We start from the raw sequence: 17,197 nt of genomic DNA on the forward strand, positions 1-17,197 counted from the left end.
AGAAATAGCCGAATTCAAAACCACGGCTGTGCGTGACTACCAAACGATGAACTTAGAAACCATTAAACACGCTATGGACAAGAAGCTTGTTGAGTTCACGAGGTTTATAGATGAAATGAAGAAGCAGAATTAATTTAACTCTGACACGGTTTATTATGTAACCTCCCTATACATAAAACCCTACCTTTGTCGTCATAGCCTAACTGTGTGCTATCAGCAAAGCACACAGTGGTTCATTTATGTAGTAGTTTGCTCGCCCTATTTTCTGCTTTACTAAGAATCCATGTTCGACCAACAGTTCTAAATACTTCGTCGCAGTAATGCGCGTTACACCTAGCTCTTCCACCAAGAAGTCTATTTTCGTGTAGGGGTGGTAGAACAGGTTATTAAGCAGATCTTGGCTGTAAATCTTTGGTAGCTGCTCACGAATCCCCTGCTTGACGTTATCCATTAGGTTTTTCATTTCTGTGATAAGAGATACGGTGTTTTGTGCTGTATCGATAATGCCATCAAGCATGAAGAGTAACCAAGGTTCCCACTCTCCCGTGTCCCTAACCGCCTGCAAGTTCGCGTAGTAATCCGCTTTATTGTGGATGATAAAACGACTGAGATACAACACGGGTAAGTTGAGTAGATCTTGTGTCACCAAATACAGGATATTCAGGATGCGGCCTGTGCGGCCGTTACCATCGTAGAAAGGGTGAATACTTTCAAATTGATGATGAATAATCGCCATTTTTACCAATGGATTCGCTTCGCATAACGAATCATCGTTGATAAACAGAATTAAGTTCTCCATTAAAACAGCAATGTCATCAGCATGTTGCGGCGGCGTGTAAACGACTTCACCTGTGCGTGCATTCTTCAGATCCGTTCCCGGTAATTTGCGTAGCCCTGCGGTGTTATGTTCTAAATTTTGCTGTACAGCGAGAATGTCACTAAGTCGAATGATTTTGCTCTGCCGTGCTGTCTCAAAACCTCGCTTCAACGCAAAAGCGTAATCCTGAACCTCTTTCGCAGCGGGATTGGCGACTGCTTCTTCAAACAAATTGGCTTTGTACAACTCATCATGTGTCGTAACAATATTCTCAACTTCGGAGCTGTCTTTTGCTTCTTGCAAAGCAAGCGTATTAATTAAAATAGCCTCATTTGGAATGCTAGCCGCAACACCTTTTAGCTCAGCTAAGTAACGATGAGCTTCAGCGGTTTTCTTTAAAACCAAGCGAGTTTCCCATAGTTCAATATCAGGGAGAGGCAACATTGCAAGTGAGTGTGACATGGATAATTTCAGCTCTCTTTTATACTTTTAGCATTCGATATGTATAGATTTTAAAAAAAATTATATATGAACTGAGTAATATATATAGTTTTACTGCTTTTATATGTCTAAACAAGAGTAGCCTGCATAGACTTCACGGCTCATTTCGAGCCTTCCGGCAGTTTGATGTTTTGCATTTTAATTCCTATTTCCTCATGTGCCGCCATCTCAGCAAAGTCCTCAATATGTACCGCTTGCCCGCCTGCACGGTCAAAGCGCTTGATCGCAAACGCACTAGCGACGAATGTTCCTATCCCTTCTGGGATATTGGCAATCTGATCAATGGAGAGCAGCTGAGTCTCTGGCACATCCATCTCACTCAACACAAAAGGGCACAATATTGATCAGTTAATACATATCAAAATATATATTATGATCTACGATTGCAGATAATCTATAACTTACGATCTCACTTGCCCAGTCACGCTAAGCCATATACCCAACAAAAGGGACTATAATCCCATTTTGCTAATTATTATTGGATTAATATCCCACTCTAGCTATATCTTCACGCAACGCACGGAGAACATGTAATCTTTAGAGCTGGTAGCGCGGCGGATTTCGCCCTTGTGGGTGTTCCACCAAGAGTAGGCTAAGGTGCGGATGATGGCTTTTTTATCACTGGCGCTGGTGTCGGCCCAGAACTCTGTGTAAGCCCCTTGGGTTAAGTAAATTCCGTGCAATTTTACTCCTGCCGGTCTGGCAAAGAATTTGTGCTGGTTAACTTGGGCAGGGCCAAATTTCTTGAACATGCCATTGGCTTGTTTCTCTTTCAGCTGCACCCCTAGATTTTGCGCACCACCACGCCAGCCATCTTTGTGTATCTCCTCTTCAGGCATACCAATGGTGCGCTCCAAGGTTTTCCAGTCTTCGTCCGTGGCGACCCGCCAGCCTACAGGACAAAGCTGGCGCTCATCATGCACATCGTGCCAGCTGTATAAACGACCGTACTGTAAAAGGTTCTCTGGCGCATTTTTGGGAATTGCACCCGATCGCACAGGTGAGCCATCTTGAAACTGAGTGCTTCTTAAATTCTCAGCCAACCATTCTTGATCGCCAATTTTAACGGTGCGATATAGGTTACCTTCCCTATCTTGAACGGTGTTTTCGAGTTGATACAACTCATGATTGACACCTTGTGCTGCTGAGTTCGCTGCCAACACCATACTGACTCCTAGTAATAAAATTTCTTTAATCATAGTGAACTCCCCTTTGAAGCCGCTTTAACGCTCGCTGGTGGAGTATTTAACATTTTCAATAAAGCTGACATTTGTTCGAGCATGGCCTGATAACCCGCCTCGATGGCCGCTTGTTTACTCTGCGCACCTAGGCCTTGCTCGGGCTCATATTGCGGGCGCACTATGATATCGGCACTGTTTATTTCTCTTTCACTTAAACGACACGCCAGTAACCTAAAGGTGGCTAATTGCATTTTTAGAGCGCCCACTTCAGCAGGAGGCTGGTTACCACAGTAAATATCAACACCAATAACAATATCTGCGCCCATAGCTCTAGCGTAATCCACCGGCACCACATGCAGTACGCCCCCATCGACCAATAAATGTTGTTGATGCTCCACAGGGATAAAGGCCCCCGGAATCGTCGAGGAGGTTTGCACGGCACGCCCTGGGTTGCCATCTTGTATTAGCACCGCATCAAAGCTGGTCATATCGGTCGCTGTAATGCCGACTGGTATGGGCATATCCGATAAGCGTGTTTGCGGCACAGACTGATTTATCCAGTCAGCTAGGTCTTGGCCATTTACTAGGCCACGCTTGGAGACCACAAAATCAGTGACCTTAAGCTCATTAAAGTCGTCGATGATTTTTTCTAAGACTTCATAGCTTTGCCCTGACGCATACAGGGTTGCAGCAATAGAACCTGCGGAAGAGCCTGTCACTAAATCGGCCTTTATGCCCTGCTCTGTTAAGGCTTTAATCACCCCAAGGTGCATATAACCACGCAGTCCGCCGCCGCCAAAGGCTATCGCTAAGCTTTGATCTTGAGTGGCGACCGGTGCAAGCTCAGTTTCCGTCTGTATCATCAAATCTTGGTAATTATTATTACGCGCACAGCCTGCTAACACTGCTACCACCAGCACAATACAGAGCGACCATAAGCCTTGCTTAAGCTTCACTATAGCCCCCATTGGAACACTGTCTTTTGCTCAGAGACTTGCCAAAGTTGCTGGGCTGCAGCTTTGTCTAACGCAAGCGGCGCTAACGGGCACTGATCCACTGCCCCCACAGTTTCCATGCGTTTGGTTGGGCCATATAACGCAAGCTCTAGCAATGATGGCTGTGTTGCACACATGACTTCCGGCCATGCGCCTTTTTCTGCCGACTGCGCCATGATGGGAGCCATTAACCCCCAAATCATCTTGTTTAATGCACTGGCGGTATCTTTCAATAAGTTAGTACGCGAGGCCCCAGGGTGGCACACATAAACCCCTAGGGTTTTATTCGCCGCTTTAATACGACGTTGCAGCTCATAGGCAAACATCATTTGCGCGAGTTTGCTTTGTGCGTAGGCATTCCATGCGGTGTAATGTTTGTCATAATTTAAGTCGTCGAACTGAATCTTCTTCAATCCCATTTTGTAAGCGTTACTGCCCACTACGACAATACGACCTTGAGATGCCTCTAAGCGCTCAAACAACAAGCCACACAATAGAAAATGGCCTAAGTGATTTACACCCAATTGGCTTTCAAAGCCATCCACCGTAAGTTCTTGCTTCGCCACTTGCGCGATCGCTCCGTTGCACAAAAGTGCGTCAATGCGTGTGGTCTGTTGCAACAGTTTTTGCGCAGCACTTCTTACCGAATCAAGGGAGGCAAGATCCAGCTGTACGAAACTAACTGGGGCATTAGCGCCAAACTCTTGTTTTAATAAAGCAATGGCTTGCTGTGATTTTTCAAGGTTGCGGTTCATCATCACCACATGAGCGCCTTTCGATAAAAGTAGACGGGTCGCTTCAAAACCAGCACCAGAGTTTGCCCCTGTAATCACATAGGTTTTACCACTTAGGTCATTCATTCTGGCGGGGGTCCAGCCTTGGGAGCCAAACTGTTTTTGTGCTTTCATATTTTGTTATCCTCATCATTAAGGGAGCATCCCTTAGTTTGTTGAAGTAACTATAGTGATCACACTCCTTAGTAAATAGGCGAATTTCTCTCTAATAATTGCCTATTTGTATCACTCGATTGAGTTTCTGTATTTTCGGTGCTAATTTCAGCCCATGAACAAAATGACGATTAAACAATTTATCCAACAGCGTATGCCTGAAGATGGTCTGCAAGAAACAGGCATTTCAGGTGTCCGCCTGTTTCGCGTTTCCGAGCCACACCAGTGCGCCCCCGCTGTGTACGAGCCGTCCATTGTGGCGATCGTTAGCGGCTGCAAAGAAGCTATTTTAGATGGCCGTGCCTACCGTTATGACAACCAACACTACCTAGCTTGCAGCATGTCGATGCCACTAGAGGCAGGTACCCCAGAGGCTAGCCCTGAGGAGCCTTTACTTGGGGTATACATCACCCTAGATATACGCCTTATGGCCGAAATAGCACTAGAAATCCAAGCGGCATCCAGCCATTCCAGTCAGCAAGAGAAACAGCCTCCCAGTGGCATCAGTTTGTGCCCATGGCAACCAAATTTTACTGAGGCACTCCATAGGCTGTTGGAACTCAGTACAGACCCAACAGACACTAAGGTGCTCGGAGAAAGTCGCTTAAAAGAATTGTATTACACAGTACTCAAAGGCTCTGCTGGAAGTGCAATGATGCAGGCGTTTGGTATCGGCAACAGCATGGCACGCATGATAGAACAAATATCTAGCCGCTTAAGTGACCCACTCACCATAGATGAAATGGCCTCTCAGGTAGGCATGAGCCGTGCGGTGTTTCACCGCAAGTTTAAGCAAGCGACTCATTTGTCCCCAATGCAGTTTATTAAATCAATGAGACTGAACAGTGCTGCCATGAACATCGCAGCAGGAATGAATGTCAATGAGGCCGCTTATGCGGTGGGCTATGCCAGCCCTTCTCAATTCAATCGTGAATTTAAGCGCCTATATGGTCAGCCACCTAGACAGTGGAGTCACGGAAAGTGGGCGAAGTAGGGCACTAGTCATTCACCAATATACTGGCCACTCTTTGGGACAAGACAGGTACCACATCTTGCTCAAACCATGGGTTGCGTTTTAGCCAAATGTTGTTGCGAGGACTAGGATGTGGCAAAGGCAAATGGCTTGGCCAGTAGTCCTGCCATGCTTGCACTGTTTGGGTTAGGTTGTTCTGTTTAGCATCGGGTAGGTGGTAAGCAAGTGCATACTTACCTAGCACTAGGGTGAGCTGAATATTACTCAATTCTGCCAATAAAGCTTCACGCCAAGCTGGGGCGCACTCTGATCTGGGTGGTAAATCTCCCGAGGCTCCACGCCCTGGGTAACAAAACCCCATGGGCAAGATGGCAAACTTGGTAGCATCATAAAAATATTCCCGAGAGACCCCAAGCCATGCCCTTAGCCTTTCGCCACTGGCATCATCAAAGGGCAGGCCAGACTCATGCACTTTTAACCCCGGCGCTTGCCCAGCGATCAGAATTCGTGCCTGAGGATGATGCTGTATCACAGGCCGAGCCCCAAGTGGCAAGTCGGCTTCACAGAGTGAGCATTGACGCACTTTTTTGAGTAACGTTGAGTTCAATAGTTTCTCCTACCCTTCCAAATGACGGACATTTATTTTTTCCATTTTGAGCAACATTCTCAGCGATTAAAAGGCGAACATAGCACTGAGTTTTGGTCACCAAAACACCTTTAGCAATTTCATTTTTAGGCTTTTTTATTGTATTGTGGCGTTATATTTGTAGCATTTTTAAAAAGGAAAAGAGCATGACAGTGAAGCATTGCTTTTCCAGTCTGTTAGTCATTTTATTGAGTTTAATTTCGCTGCAAGCCTATAGCACAAACCTAACTGCCTACGAAATATCGGATGCTCCATTAAAGCTAGAGCATTTTGAGATAGAACATTATATCGACGTCTCTGAAAAAATGGATTTTGAGACAATCCAACAGCAGGTTTTCACACCCTCCCCTAATAACCTTACCTTGGGTATGAAGCCACATGTCGCTTGGATAAAAGTCCCCTTATCCAACTCAAGCACTAAAGATAAAACCGTCTACTTACACTTCCCTTATGCCTATAACAATAGCGAGTTAGTCTTGTTTGAAGTAAGAGAAGGCCAAGCACCACAACAAAAGGCCATCGATTATAGCAAACAAGGTGATCAGCCTTGGATGTATCGAGGCAATGCGGTTTTTGATATTGAAATCCCTGCCAATCAGCAAGTCACCATTTATCTAAAAAGTGTCATGTACGTTAGCCAATGGTTTAGCATTAAACTTTATGATGAAGAGCAATCCAAACGAGCGCTGACCGGTCTTTACACCGATATCTCCATTATTATTGGCATGCTACTCGCACTTGCCATTTATAATTTGTTCTTGTTCTTTTCATCACGATTTGTTGAGCACTTATATTACGCTTGTTACCTGATCACCGCGGGGGTCTGGATAGGTCAGACTTTTGGCTTTGTTGCAGATGTATTCAACATCTATGGGCCTGCGTCTCACAATGCAATTTTAAGCTTAAACTTGATGCCGATCTTTCTACTGCTTTTCATGGCGCGTATTTTCGAGACGAAAAAGCACTATCCGATCGAACACCGGGCGCTGTTAATAACAGGTATGATTATCGCGGTAAACTTGATGTACGGTCTGTTCGATCTGCACGCTGCGCTCAATACAACCTCCGTCTTAGTTGCACTGATGATGCTAGTCAGTCTTACTGTTTGTTTATCTATGCTAATACGTAAACACCCTATCGCCCCGTATTTTCTACTGGGGCATGGCCTGTTTATCGGCTTTGGTGTGGTATCCGTATTATTTTTTAATGGTAAGGTGCCCTTTAATTATTTCACCAGTCATGCCGCGAGCATTGGTATTCTGCTAGAAGCGCTAATCTTAGCCTTGATCATTTCTTTCCGAATTCGTCTCTTGCAAAAAGCCAAAGACGAGCAAGCCGCGTTAGAGCAATTAGCCGCCACCGACCCACTGACTAAGCTCTTTAACCGACGAGCCTTCACAGACACCACTAACCAGTTGATGGCTCAGGAGAAATACACTGAGCGCCCAATTTGTGTTGCCCTCATGGATATAGATTTCTTTAAAAAGGTCAACGACAACTATGGTCACAGTATGGGTGACAAAGTCATTGTGCGATTGGCCGAAGAGTTGCGAACCCAATGCCGTTTAGAAGATTTACCCGCTCGATTTGGTGGCGAAGAATTTATCATTTTCATCCCCAAAACCTCTCTACAGGATGCCAAAGCCTTTGTAGAACGTATCCGTCGCAATATCGAAGAAGCTCTAGTGGTCACGGATAACAATGAAGAAGTTGCCTTCACTATCAGTATTGGCTTGGCCTTGATGGATAAACAGCAGCCCAACCTTGAGCACACCATTGATCTAGCCGATCAAGCCCTGTATCTCGCCAAAGAGCAGGGCCGCAACCAAACCTGCACCTACTTAGAATTAAGTGCTATGCGCAATAAATAACCCACTTATCACTAACATTAGCTTCTACAACCCCCCTAATACTGAGTCGCCAAATAGCCGGTGGGTTGTGTTACACTCATGGTAATTTTTAACAGACTCTAATGTGCGGAATATTGGCTCCTTATGGATAAACATACTGGCAATTTATTTATTCTTTCGGCTCCCTCTGGGGCAGGAAAATCAACCTTATATAAGGCGTTACTGAAACAGGACGAACAAGTCCGTATTTCCATTTCCCACACCACCAGAGCGCCGCGACAAGGCGAAGAGCATGGCCGTGAATATTACTTCACCGACCCTGAGTCTTTTCTGGATATGATTGCCGAAGATGAGTTTTTTGAGCATGCTCAAGTGTTCGATAATTACTATGGTACTTCCAAGGCCTCAATTTTCGGCATGCTGGAACAAGGCTTGGATGTTATTTTAGAAATTGATTGGCAAGGGGCGAGACAAGTCCGTCAGCTATACCCAGAGGCCATTGGTATCTTCATTTTGCCGCCTTCTTTAAAGGATTTAGAACTTCGCCTCAATGGTCGTGGAACTGACTCGGAAGATGTCATCAAACGTCGTATGGACAAGGCAATCAGTGAAATGTCGCACTACCATGAATACGATTTCGTCATCATTAATGACGAGTTTGATACAGCGTTATCGCAAATGGCCGGTATTTTCCAAGCAATGCGTAACAAAACACCGGTTATGCAACAAAAACACAACAATCTTATCAATGATCTCTTGTCATTATGAGAACCCGTTAAGTAGAATTACACTTTGCAAAACAGATAATCGATTATAGAGGTCAAAATGGCTCGAGTTACAGTAGAAGATTGCTTAGAAAACGTTGATAACCGCTTTGAACTAGTGATGGTGGCGTCTAAACGCGCTCGTCAACTAGCGACTGGTGGTGAAGAAGCAAAAGTACCATACGAAGACGATAAAGTTACCGTTGTTGCCCTTCGTGAAATTGCTGAGAATCTAATCAACGCAGAAAACGTTGATCAGCAAAAACAGCCTGTTCACGAGTTTTAATTTTGATGGTGTCGCTCATGCCACTGTTGTCGCGCTTCCTACTTGCTGTTGTGAGGTGAGCGATGTACACCATTGAAGATTTAGCCGAAACCCTAAGTCAGTATTTACCTATCGAGCAAGTTGCTCAGGTAAAGCGAGCTTATTATTACGCAGAACAAGCTCACGACGGTCAACGTCGTAAAAGTGGCGAGCCCTACGTCACTCACCCTCTAGCAGTTGCCGAAATTCTTGCGGGATTACGCATGGACTGCGACGGTCTAACCGCAGCCTTGCTACACGATGTGATCGAAGACACCGGCATTAGCCGTGAAGCGCTCACTAAGCAATTTGGCGCAGGGGTTGCCAGCCTAGTGGATGGTGTGAGTAAGCTGACCCACCTAGAGTTTAATAGCCAAGTCGAGAAACAAGCCCATAACTTCCAGAAAATGGCCATGGCCATGGCCGATGATATTCGCGTCATTCTGGTAAAACTTGCCGACCGCTTGCACAACATGCGTACCTTGGATGCTATGCCCGCTCACAAGAAGCGACGAATAGCCCGCGAAACTCTCGATATTTATGCCCCTATCGCTAACCGCTTGGGCATGTATACCGTTCGTGTTGATCTAGAGTCCCTCGCCTTCCAAGCCTACTACCCAATGCGGGCCCGCATGTTACAAAAGGCCATCCATAAAAAATATGGCCAACAACGCATTAAAGACACCCAAAAACTTGAAGATACAATCCGTGCCGAACTGGCTGCTGACTATATAGAAGCTGCCATCAGTGTGCGTGAAAAACACATCTACAGTATTTACCAAAAAATGGACAAAAAGCGCCGTTCTTTGGATGAAATCATGGATGTGATGGGTGTTCGTATCGTGACCGACCGTCACGATAGCTGTTATCGAATTCTTGGCGTGATTCACTCTTTATTTAAGCCAATCGAAGGTCGTTTCAAAGACTACATCGCTGTACCAAAATCCAATGGCTATCAGTCTTTGCACACCACAGTGTTAGGCACCAACGGCATTCCAATGGAAGTACAAATCCGTACGGAAGAAATGGATTTGGTGGCCAATAACGGTATCGCCGCGCACTGGGCTTACAAGGTGAATGGTCCATCCAATTCCCCAAGCAACCATGATAGAGCAACCAAATGGGTTCAAAGCTTGCTGGAAATGCAGCAAAAAGCGCGCAACCCTGTTGAGTTCGTAGACGAAGTGAAAAGCGACCTTTTCCCTGATGAGGTGTATGTCTTTACACCGAACGGTGAAATTATCGAATTGCCTTCTGGCGCCACGCCAGTCGACTTCGCTTATGGCGTGCACACCGAAATCGGTAACACTTGTATTTCCTGTCGTATCAACCGCCGCTTAGCGCCATTGAGTACGCAGTTAGAAAGTGGTCAAACCGTCGAAATTATTACCGCGAAGAATGCTCAGCCCAATGTGGCTTGGCTTAGTTTCGCGATTACCGGTAAGGCACGCACTAATATTCGCCATTACCTAAAAGACAAGCAAAGAGAAAACGCCATTTCTATTGGCCATCGCTTGCTGACTCGCTCGTTAAATGCCTTTAAATCCAACATGGATGATTTAACCCCTGAGCAAATTGACTCGGTACTACAGAATCATCAGTTGGCCTCAATGGATGACTTGCTTGAATCCATCGGCAAAGGCCGTCACGTGGGCTATTTGGTTGCCCGTGAGCTTTTCCCGAATGTTGATGAAGATACGTTAATCACACCAAAATCCTTTAAGGTGAATGGTTCGGAAGGCATGCTCATTTCCTACGCGAAATGCTGTGCGCCAATTCCTGGTGACCCTATCGTCGGCTATGTTCAAGTGGATAAGGGCATCATTATTCACCATGTAAATTGCCCAAATATTCAGGATCATTTGTCTAACCCTGAGCGCTTTATACGCATGTCTTGGGGCAAAGAGATTGAAGAAGAATTAGAGATTAGCCTCATTGTAAGCTACATCAATGAACGCGGTGCCGTGGCTAAGATCGCCAGTTCTATCAGTGACACCGATTTCCAAGTATCGAATTTGGACATCATTGAGCGTGGCCGCGTGAGTCGTTTAAGACTGAGTATTACAATTTCCAGCCGAGTTGGCTTAGCTGATGTTATGCGCCGTATTAAAGCCGTCCGTTGTGTGGAAAAAGTCACTCGCGAAACCATTGTTGGTCGCTAATTTTTATAATTTGTTGGAAAGCGTTTTCACGCTTTTTTGTTTTCTTACCTTTTGAATTGGAATCATGACTATGTCTAAGCAAGTTATTCATACTGAAAATGCACCGGCCGCTATTGGTCCATACTCTCAAGCCGTTCGTGCTGGCAACACAGTATATTTATCCGGCCAAATTCCTTTGGTTCCTGAAACAATGGAAATTATCAGCGAAGACGTTGTTGAGCAAACAACTCAGGTTTTCAAAAACCTACAAGCTGTTTGTGAAGCCGCTGGTGGCTCTTTGGAAAACATCGTTAAACTTAATATCTTCATGACTGACCTTGGCAACTTTGCCACGGTAAACGAAGTGATGACACAATTCTTCAAAGAACCTTACCCTGCTCGTGCAGCCATGGGTGTACGTGCTTTGCCGAAGAATGTTCAAGTAGAAATTGAAGGTATCATGGTGTTAGAAGACTAATTTAGTCCTCTCAACATTCCTTATAAAAAAAGAGACCTAGGTCTCTTTTTTTATGGGCGCAAAGTCAAATAGTCACGAAGAATCTGCTGATAACCCGATACATAGCTTGGGTATTGAGGCTGCCAGCCTTGGGATAACAAGTACTGCGCATAAATACGTTTACCAGAGCTTGGCGTAAAATGTGCAATCTCACTGACCGCTGGGGGTACGCCTAATTGAGTCGCTAACCAAAGCTTCACTTCCCACATCGACACAGGGGTTTGGTCCGTGATGATCACATGAGGCGGTAAAGAGGCTCCTTGCAATGCCCGCTGGGCCAACAAGCTTAACCCTGCCACAACATCGTCTCGATGCACTCGATTCGTCCAACTATTATGAGACCAGTCCACCGCACTTTGCACTTTATCCAGCATACGAAAGCGCCCTGGACCATAAATACCCGAACAACGCACCGCTACGCTAGGTAATGCTTCGGCCAGAAGCTGCTCAGCTTCCACCAGCACCTTGGCTGTCGCACTTAGAGGCATAACTGAGCTACTTTCATCGATCCAAGCCCCATCGCTTTGTCCATAGACACTGGTACTGGAAACAAAAAGCACCTGCGGCTTCGAGCCCGCTTGATCTTGGTAACGATGTACAAGAACTTTTGCGGTATCTAAATAAGCCAAACGATAAGCCTGTTCCGTACGGCCTTGAGGGGTCATGATCAAGAAAATAGCCTGCACATCCGGCAAGCGGTTTGGGTCTAGGCTTAATAAGTCTGCTGTGATGCCTTCCACGCCTTGAGGAAATTCTTGCCCTTCACGACGAATGCCAATCACTTGATGCCCCTGACTCACTAGCTGTTCCGCGACACCAGAGCCTAAATCACCACACCCAGCAATGAGTACCTTTGCCATCCAACACCTCTCAATCACAACACAGCAGGTTGTTGCTATATTGTGCCAATAAAGAAAAAACTGTGATCGAGTATACTTTATCAGCTATTCTATTATCATAGTTATTAGCAATGAATTTTCTGTGCATTTACGAGGTGTCCTATGACGTTGACCGAATTGAAATACATAGTAATGCTGGCGGAAGAAAAGCATTTTGGCCGAGCAGCGGAACGCAGCTATGTATCCCAGCCAACGCTGAGCGTCGCCGTTAAAAAACTTGAAGAAGAACTCGGCGCAGCGATTTTTGAGCGCAGCAAAAGCGCGGTTTACATCACCCCTATCGGCACTCAAATTATTGCGCAAGCGAAACGAGTGTTAGAGCAAGCGAATATGATCAAAGAGCTGGCCTCTTCTGGTCAAAATCAACTAAAAGGCCCACTCAAAGTTGGCGCGATTTTTACCATCGCCCCCTACCTGTTTCCTTTTATGATTCCAGCCTTGCAGCAGATTACCTCTGGCATGCCGCTTATCATTGAAGAAGACCTCACCGAGAACTTGCGCCCCAAACTGCGTAACGGTGAGCTTGATGCCATCATAGTCGCACTGCCCTTCCATGAACCCGATGTAGTCACTCAGCCTATCTATGAAGAAGAGTTCGTGGTGCTTATGCAAAAAGGCCATGCTTGGGCTCAACTGGATGAGATTCAAACGGATCAACTGACCACAGACAACCTGTTACTACTGGGGAAAGGGCACTGTTTCAGCGAGCAAGTATTGGAAGCTTGCCCATTGATTAATGAAGCCGAATTTAGCGATGGCCGTACCATAGTCAATGGCAGCTCCCTTGAGACGATTCGTTACATGGTGGCTTCTGGTCTGGGCGTTACCGTATTGCCAAAGTCCGCGGTCACCAACATTGATCGCTCGCTTTTGGATGTACGTCCTTTTGCGCAACCAGCACCTCGACGAACTGTGGCACTGGCTTGGCGTGCTAGCTTCCCTCGTCCGAAAGCCATAGAAGCCGTAAGCCAGTCTATCCGCGATGCTTGTAAGAAACTTGATCTCTAATCCTTATGATTGATGGTCTGGATACACAAGACATTAGGGAACTAAAAGGGGTAGGTTTAGCCATGGCTGAAAAGCTGGCTAAGCTGCACCTGCACACGGTTCAAGACTTGTTGTTCCATCTGCCGATTCGCTACCAAGACCGTACCCGCGTGGTGCCAATCGGCCAGCTACGTTTTGGTGACGAAGCCGTCATAGAAGGCGAAGTGACCGGCTGTGAAATTAAAATGGGCAAACGCCGCAGCCTGATATGCCGATTAAAAGACCCTTCGGGGTCTTTGCATTTACGTTTCTTTCACTTTTCGGCAGCACAAAAGAAGCAACTAGAAAATGGCAAACGCTTACGTTGCTTTGGCGAAATTCGCCGCGGCAGCACTGGCTTTGAAATCTACCATCCAGAATACAGCGTGATCAGCGAACAAGAGCCCCCTTTAGAGTCGGCTCTGCTCACTCCTATTTACCCTCTTACCGAGGGTCTCACGCAAACCAAGATTCGCTCTTTGTGTGACCAAGCGTTAGAACGCCTCACTGATCATAATTTACAAGAGTGGCTGCCAGAGACTTTGCGCCAGCAGTTTAGTTTGCCCTCTCTTAAGGAAGCCATCGAGTTTCTGCATCACCCATGGCGCGATGTGAATCTCGAACAGTTAAAAGCTGGCAGCCATCCTGCCCAATATCGTTTGTCCTTCGAAGAGCTGATGGCTCACCAGCTGTCGTTAATTGGTAAGCGAGTACAAGCGAAACAAGACAATGCGATCCTGGTGCCCGAAGCGGGTGATCTTAGCCAAGCGCTATTGGCTCAGCTGCCATTCTCTCCCACAGGGGCACAACAGCGAGTGTTTGGCGAGATTCTTAAAGATCTCAATACAGGCCAACCCATGTTACGCCTAGTGCAAGGAGACGTCGGTTCAGGGAAAACCTTAGTCGCAGCGCTCGCCGCAGCCAGCGTGGTACAAGCAGGTTTTCAGGTGGCGATTATGGCGCCTACGGAAATTCTCGCGGAACAACACTATCGCAATTTCACCCAATGGTTTGAACCACTAGGCTTAAAGGTCGCTTGGATGACAGGCAAACTCAAGGGCAAAGCCCGAGCCAAGGAGCTTGAAGATATTACCTCTGGCGCCGCAGAAATCGTCGTGGGAACTCATGCCTTGTTCCAAGAGAGCATCGAGTTTGACCGCTTGGCTCTGGCGATCATAGATGAACAGCATAGATTTGGTGTACACCAACGCATGGCTCTGCGCGAAAAGGGTCTGAAAAATGGTTATCAACCCCACCAGCTGATTATGACCGCCACGCCGATTCCTCGTACCCTAGCCATGTCAGCCTATGCGGACTTGGACTGCTCGATCATTGACGAGCTGCCTCCCGGTCGCACCCCAGTCAACACCATTGTGGTGTCCGATCAGCGTCGCCAAGAGGTCATTAGTCGAGTAAAGAGCGCCTGCGAAGAAGGCAAACAAGCCTATTGGGTATGTACCCTGATCGAAGAATCTGAGGCCTTGCAATGCCAAGCCGCTGAGGATGCTGCGGTGCTATTACAAGAGCAACTCAGCAACTTGGCCATTGGTTTGGTGCATGGCCGCTTAAAGGCCCAAGAGAAAGCCGACATTATGGCGCGTTTCAAAGCCGGAGAGATCCAGCTTCTCGTCGCGACTACTGTGATAGAAGTTGGGGTAGATGTGCCCAATGCCAGCTTGATGGTGATCGAGAACCCCGAACGTTTAGGCTTGGCTCAACTTCACCAATTGCGTGGTCGAGTGGGTCGTGGGCAAACTGCCAGCCACTGTGTTCTATTGTATAAAGCGCCTCTAGGCCAACAAGGCAAAGAAAGGTTGTCCACTATGCGAGAAACCAGTGACGGTTTTAAAATAGCCGAGAAAGACTTGGAGTTACGTGGCCCCGGTGAATTATTAGGCTCTCGCCAAACGGGTTTATGGGAATTTAAAGTGGCAGATTTACAGCGAGACAAAGCCTTATTAGATGACGTGCAGAAAGCTGCCACTTGGCTTTATCAACATCAACCCGATCACATTTCACCATTGCTTAGCCGCTGGTTGCCAAACCATAGCCAATATTTAAACGTTTAGCCTTAAACAATTGCCATTGCACTAACAAATAATCCCTTTATTGCTTGCGTCTGCTTAAAATATGGTCAAAAATTCACCGTGAAATAAGCCTCTATAGCTGGTTAATAATTAAGTGGGTTAGCTATGTACAGCTCTGAAGAACAAGCACAACAATTCTCTAATATTTCCATGAATGGCTGCGGCTACCGTATTACGGGTGATCGGGTCGTTATCTCTATTGATCAAATCAAGAGCAATCGCCCTTCAGACAACCTAAGTGGCACGCTACAGGTTCAGCTTTGCGCGTTAAGCCAAAACACAGGGCAACTTCATGAGTACCGTATGGCCTCCACCACCATTGGGGAGCTTGCTGGTCAATGTGAATTAGCCCAATGTGAGTACGATCTGATCTTTGAAGAACCACCTGCTGGGGTTTGGCAGTTCATACTGCAGATTAACGAATGGGATGGCCAAGCCTACACTTTATGTGACAGCGCTTATTTTGAAGTGCCTTATGAGACCGACCTAACAAGGGCTCACCCTGTTACGGAAGTTGTCACTAGCACTATTGAGTCGGCAGTTGTCGAAACCACCTCAGGCGATGTAGCTACCGACCAACTAACGCCATTGTCTGAGCAAGATGTACAGCAAGCAGAAGCCCCTACAGTAGAAGCTTCTACTGTAGGTGAAAGGCCAGCCTCGGCTTCACCGAGCGACAAGCCTTCGGTAAAAAAAAACTCAAAAGCTGGCTGCGACGACTTATCCCTCATTAACCAAGCCAAAAAAGCCCAGCTTAGAGGCCTTAAAAGCATTCATAAAAAGGTTTTGGAAAAGTTAATCGCAGAAAGGCCGTTTAAAAGTATAAAAGCGGTTCTAAATGTTAAAGGCATGGGGCCAAAAGTATTGGATCGTCTGCTTCAGCAGCTTAGCGATCAAAAAAATGGGGAATAAAGCCGACTCCACATTGGCTTTATTCCCCACTCTATTCTCCCTATCAGCAATTCCAGCAGGTATTAAGGTATATTCACCACTGTGGTGTTTTTAACCTCTTCCATGGCGACATAAGTACGGGACTCTCTTACATGAGGCAGCGTAAGCAAGGTTTCACCCAATAGCTGACGATACGCATCCATATTGGACACCCTAGCTTTTAATAAATACTCAAAATCCCCGGCAATTAGATGACATTCAAGTATTTCAGGGACTTCAGAGACCCCAGCTTTAAATTCATTGAAGCCTTCTGGTGATGTGGTCTTCAATCGTACTTCTACAAATACGAGCAACCCAGCATCCACTTTTTTCGGGTTTACTAAGGCACAATAGCCAGTGATGTAACCATTTCGTTCCAAACGTCTAACACGCTCTAAACAAGGTGTTGCACTCAAGCCGACTCGACTCGCCAATTCAACATTCGATAAACGACCGTTAATCTGTAGCTCTCGAAGAATCTTTTTGTCGAGACGATCAAGCGGCTTTGTAGAGTTTTCCATTAGGCATGGCCTCCTTTTACTGCTTCAAGGGATTTTTGATTCTAGCATGTAGACTCTATTTTGTGGGAAACCCTTTTGTATGATCTTGTGGCAATTAC

At 46.2% G+C, this 17,197-nt stretch carries 17 protein-coding genes; 9 read left to right on the forward strand and 8 right to left on the reverse strand.

The window, feature by feature from the left end:
• Window positions 1–199: 199 nt before the first annotated feature.
• From ACUM5Y_RS08130 to ACUM5Y_RS08150, 5 genes are all read right to left on the reverse strand, one after another.
• The gene (locus ACUM5Y_RS08130; protein ID WP_445976373.1) at window positions 200–1,279 is read right to left on the reverse strand and encodes a Fic family protein; all 1,080 of its coding nucleotides are present in this window, start codon (window positions 1,277–1,279) and stop codon (window positions 200–202) included.
• A 140-nt stretch (window positions 1,280–1,419) separates the two neighbouring features.
• A complete protein-coding gene (locus tag ACUM5Y_RS08135) occupies window positions 1,420–1,644 on the reverse strand; it encodes a hypothetical protein (protein WP_445976374.1) in 225 nt (74 codons plus the stop codon).
• A 174-nt stretch (window positions 1,645–1,818) separates the two neighbouring features.
• Window positions 1,819–2,517 carry a fibrobacter succinogenes major paralogous domain-containing protein gene (locus ACUM5Y_RS08140; protein ID WP_445976375.1) on the reverse strand — a complete coding sequence of 233 codons (699 nt, stop codon included), beginning with the start codon at window positions 2,515–2,517 and terminating at the stop codon, window positions 1,819–1,821.
• Window positions 2,514–3,455, reverse strand: coding sequence for a patatin-like phospholipase family protein (locus ACUM5Y_RS08145; protein ID WP_445976376.1), 942 nt, complete (start codon window positions 3,453–3,455; stop codon window positions 2,514–2,516). Before ACUM5Y_RS08145 ends, ACUM5Y_RS08140 begins: the two co-directional genes overlap by 4 nt.
• Window positions 3,455–4,402, reverse strand: coding sequence for an SDR family oxidoreductase (locus ACUM5Y_RS08150; protein WP_445976377.1), 948 nt, complete (start codon window positions 4,400–4,402; stop codon window positions 3,455–3,457). The genes ACUM5Y_RS08145 and ACUM5Y_RS08150 overlap by 1 nt, the downstream gene beginning before the upstream one ends.
• Window positions 4,403–4,565: 163 nt before the next feature.
• Here ACUM5Y_RS08150 and ACUM5Y_RS08155 point away from each other — a divergent pair, with 163 nt between their 5' ends.
• Window positions 4,566–5,435, forward strand: a complete 870-nt coding sequence (locus tag ACUM5Y_RS08155; RefSeq protein WP_445976378.1) for an AraC family transcriptional regulator — start codon at window positions 4,566–4,568, stop codon at window positions 5,433–5,435.
• 4 nt (window positions 5,436–5,439) lie between these two features.
• On the opposite strand, the gene ACUM5Y_RS08160 is transcribed toward ACUM5Y_RS08155, so the two are convergent.
• The gene (locus ACUM5Y_RS08160; protein WP_445976379.1) at window positions 5,440–6,021 is read right to left on the reverse strand and encodes a uracil-DNA glycosylase family protein; all 582 of its coding nucleotides are present in this window, start codon (window positions 6,019–6,021) and stop codon (window positions 5,440–5,442) included.
• A gap of 185 nt (window positions 6,022–6,206) precedes the next feature.
• Between ACUM5Y_RS08160 and ACUM5Y_RS08165 the strand changes: the two genes are divergently transcribed.
• The 5 genes from ACUM5Y_RS08165 (at window position 6,207) to ridA (ending at window position 11,597) form a co-directional block, all read left to right on the forward strand.
• Window positions 6,207–7,931, forward strand: a complete 1,725-nt coding sequence (locus tag ACUM5Y_RS08165) for a sensor domain-containing diguanylate cyclase (protein ID WP_445976380.1) — start codon at window positions 6,207–6,209, stop codon at window positions 7,929–7,931.
• A 123-nt stretch (window positions 7,932–8,054) separates the two neighbouring features.
• Window positions 8,055–8,678 (forward strand): guanylate kinase, encoded by a 624-nt coding sequence (gmk, locus tag ACUM5Y_RS08170; protein ID WP_445976381.1) that lies wholly within the window; start codon window positions 8,055–8,057, stop codon window positions 8,676–8,678.
• Between the two features lie 57 nt (window positions 8,679–8,735).
• Entirely contained in the window at window positions 8,736–8,960 is a 225-nt protein-coding gene (rpoZ, locus tag ACUM5Y_RS08175; RefSeq protein WP_445976382.1) for a DNA-directed RNA polymerase subunit omega, read from the forward strand.
• A 62-nt stretch (window positions 8,961–9,022) separates the two neighbouring features.
• A complete protein-coding gene (locus ACUM5Y_RS08180; protein WP_445976383.1) occupies window positions 9,023–11,140 on the forward strand; it encodes a RelA/SpoT family protein in 2,118 nt (705 codons plus the stop codon).
• Window positions 11,141–11,210: 70 nt separating this feature from the next.
• Complete coding sequence (gene ridA / locus ACUM5Y_RS08185) at window positions 11,211–11,597, forward strand: deaminase RidA (protein WP_445976384.1); 387 nt, start codon at window positions 11,211–11,213, stop codon at window positions 11,595–11,597.
• Window positions 11,598–11,647: 50 nt separating this feature from the next.
• On the opposite strand, the gene ACUM5Y_RS08190 is transcribed toward ridA, so the two are convergent.
• Window positions 11,648–12,496, reverse strand: a complete 849-nt coding sequence (locus ACUM5Y_RS08190; RefSeq protein WP_445976385.1) for an NAD-dependent epimerase/dehydratase family protein — start codon at window positions 12,494–12,496, stop codon at window positions 11,648–11,650.
• Between the two features lie 141 nt (window positions 12,497–12,637).
• Between ACUM5Y_RS08190 and ACUM5Y_RS08195 the strand changes: the two genes are divergently transcribed.
• From ACUM5Y_RS08195 to ACUM5Y_RS08205, 3 genes are all read left to right on the forward strand, one after another.
• Complete coding sequence (locus ACUM5Y_RS08195) at window positions 12,638–13,543, forward strand: hydrogen peroxide-inducible genes activator (RefSeq protein ID WP_445976386.1); 906 nt, start codon at window positions 12,638–12,640, stop codon at window positions 13,541–13,543.
• 5 nt (window positions 13,544–13,548) lie between these two features.
• The gene (recG, locus tag ACUM5Y_RS08200; protein ID WP_445976387.1) at window positions 13,549–15,630 is read left to right on the forward strand and encodes an ATP-dependent DNA helicase RecG; all 2,082 of its coding nucleotides are present in this window, start codon (window positions 13,549–13,551) and stop codon (window positions 15,628–15,630) included.
• A 123-nt stretch (window positions 15,631–15,753) separates the two neighbouring features.
• Window positions 15,754–16,560, forward strand: coding sequence for a ComEA family DNA-binding protein (locus ACUM5Y_RS08205; protein ID WP_445976388.1), 807 nt, complete (start codon window positions 15,754–15,756; stop codon window positions 16,558–16,560).
• A 62-nt stretch (window positions 16,561–16,622) separates the two neighbouring features.
• On the opposite strand, the gene lrp is transcribed toward ACUM5Y_RS08205, so the two are convergent.
• Window positions 16,623–17,099 (reverse strand): leucine-responsive transcriptional regulator Lrp, encoded by a 477-nt coding sequence (gene lrp / locus ACUM5Y_RS08210; RefSeq protein WP_445976389.1) that lies wholly within the window; start codon window positions 17,097–17,099, stop codon window positions 16,623–16,625.
• Between the last annotated feature and the right edge of the window lie 98 nt (window positions 17,100–17,197).

This window comes from Marinomonas dokdonensis (assembly GCF_052747885.1).

Coding starts and splice junctions, on each gene's coding strand:
- ACUM5Y_RS08190 (WP_445976385.1), bottom strand. CDS start 12,496: ATGGCAAAGGTACTCATTGCTGGGTGTGGTGATTTAGGCTCTGGTGTC.
- recG (WP_445976387.1), top strand. CDS start 13,549: ATGATTGATGGTCTGGATACACAAGACATTAGGGAACTAAAAGGGGTA.
- ACUM5Y_RS08155 (WP_445976378.1), top strand. CDS start 4,566: ATGACGATTAAACAATTTATCCAACAGCGTATGCCTGAAGATGGTCTG.
- rpoZ (WP_445976382.1), top strand. CDS start 8,736: ATGGCTCGAGTTACAGTAGAAGATTGCTTAGAAAACGTTGATAACCGC.
- ACUM5Y_RS08195 (WP_445976386.1), top strand. CDS start 12,638: ATGACGTTGACCGAATTGAAATACATAGTAATGCTGGCGGAAGAAAAG.
- ridA (WP_445976384.1), top strand. CDS start 11,211: ATGTCTAAGCAAGTTATTCATACTGAAAATGCACCGGCCGCTATTGGT.
- ACUM5Y_RS08130 (WP_445976373.1), bottom strand. CDS start 1,279: ATGTCACACTCACTTGCAATGTTGCCTCTCCCTGATATTGAACTATGG.
- ACUM5Y_RS08150 (WP_445976377.1), bottom strand. CDS start 4,402: ATGAAAGCACAAAAACAGTTTGGCTCCCAAGGCTGGACCCCCGCCAGA.
- gmk (WP_445976381.1), top strand. CDS start 8,055: ATGGATAAACATACTGGCAATTTATTTATTCTTTCGGCTCCCTCTGGG.
- ACUM5Y_RS08205 (WP_445976388.1), top strand. CDS start 15,754: ATGTACAGCTCTGAAGAACAAGCACAACAATTCTCTAATATTTCCATG.
- ACUM5Y_RS08180 (WP_445976383.1), top strand. CDS start 9,023: ATGTACACCATTGAAGATTTAGCCGAAACCCTAAGTCAGTATTTACCT.
- lrp (WP_445976389.1), bottom strand. CDS start 17,099: ATGGAAAACTCTACAAAGCCGCTTGATCGTCTCGACAAAAAGATTCTT.
- ACUM5Y_RS08165 (WP_445976380.1), top strand. CDS start 6,207: ATGACAGTGAAGCATTGCTTTTCCAGTCTGTTAGTCATTTTATTGAGT.
- ACUM5Y_RS08140 (WP_445976375.1), bottom strand. CDS start 2,517: ATGATTAAAGAAATTTTATTACTAGGAGTCAGTATGGTGTTGGCAGCG.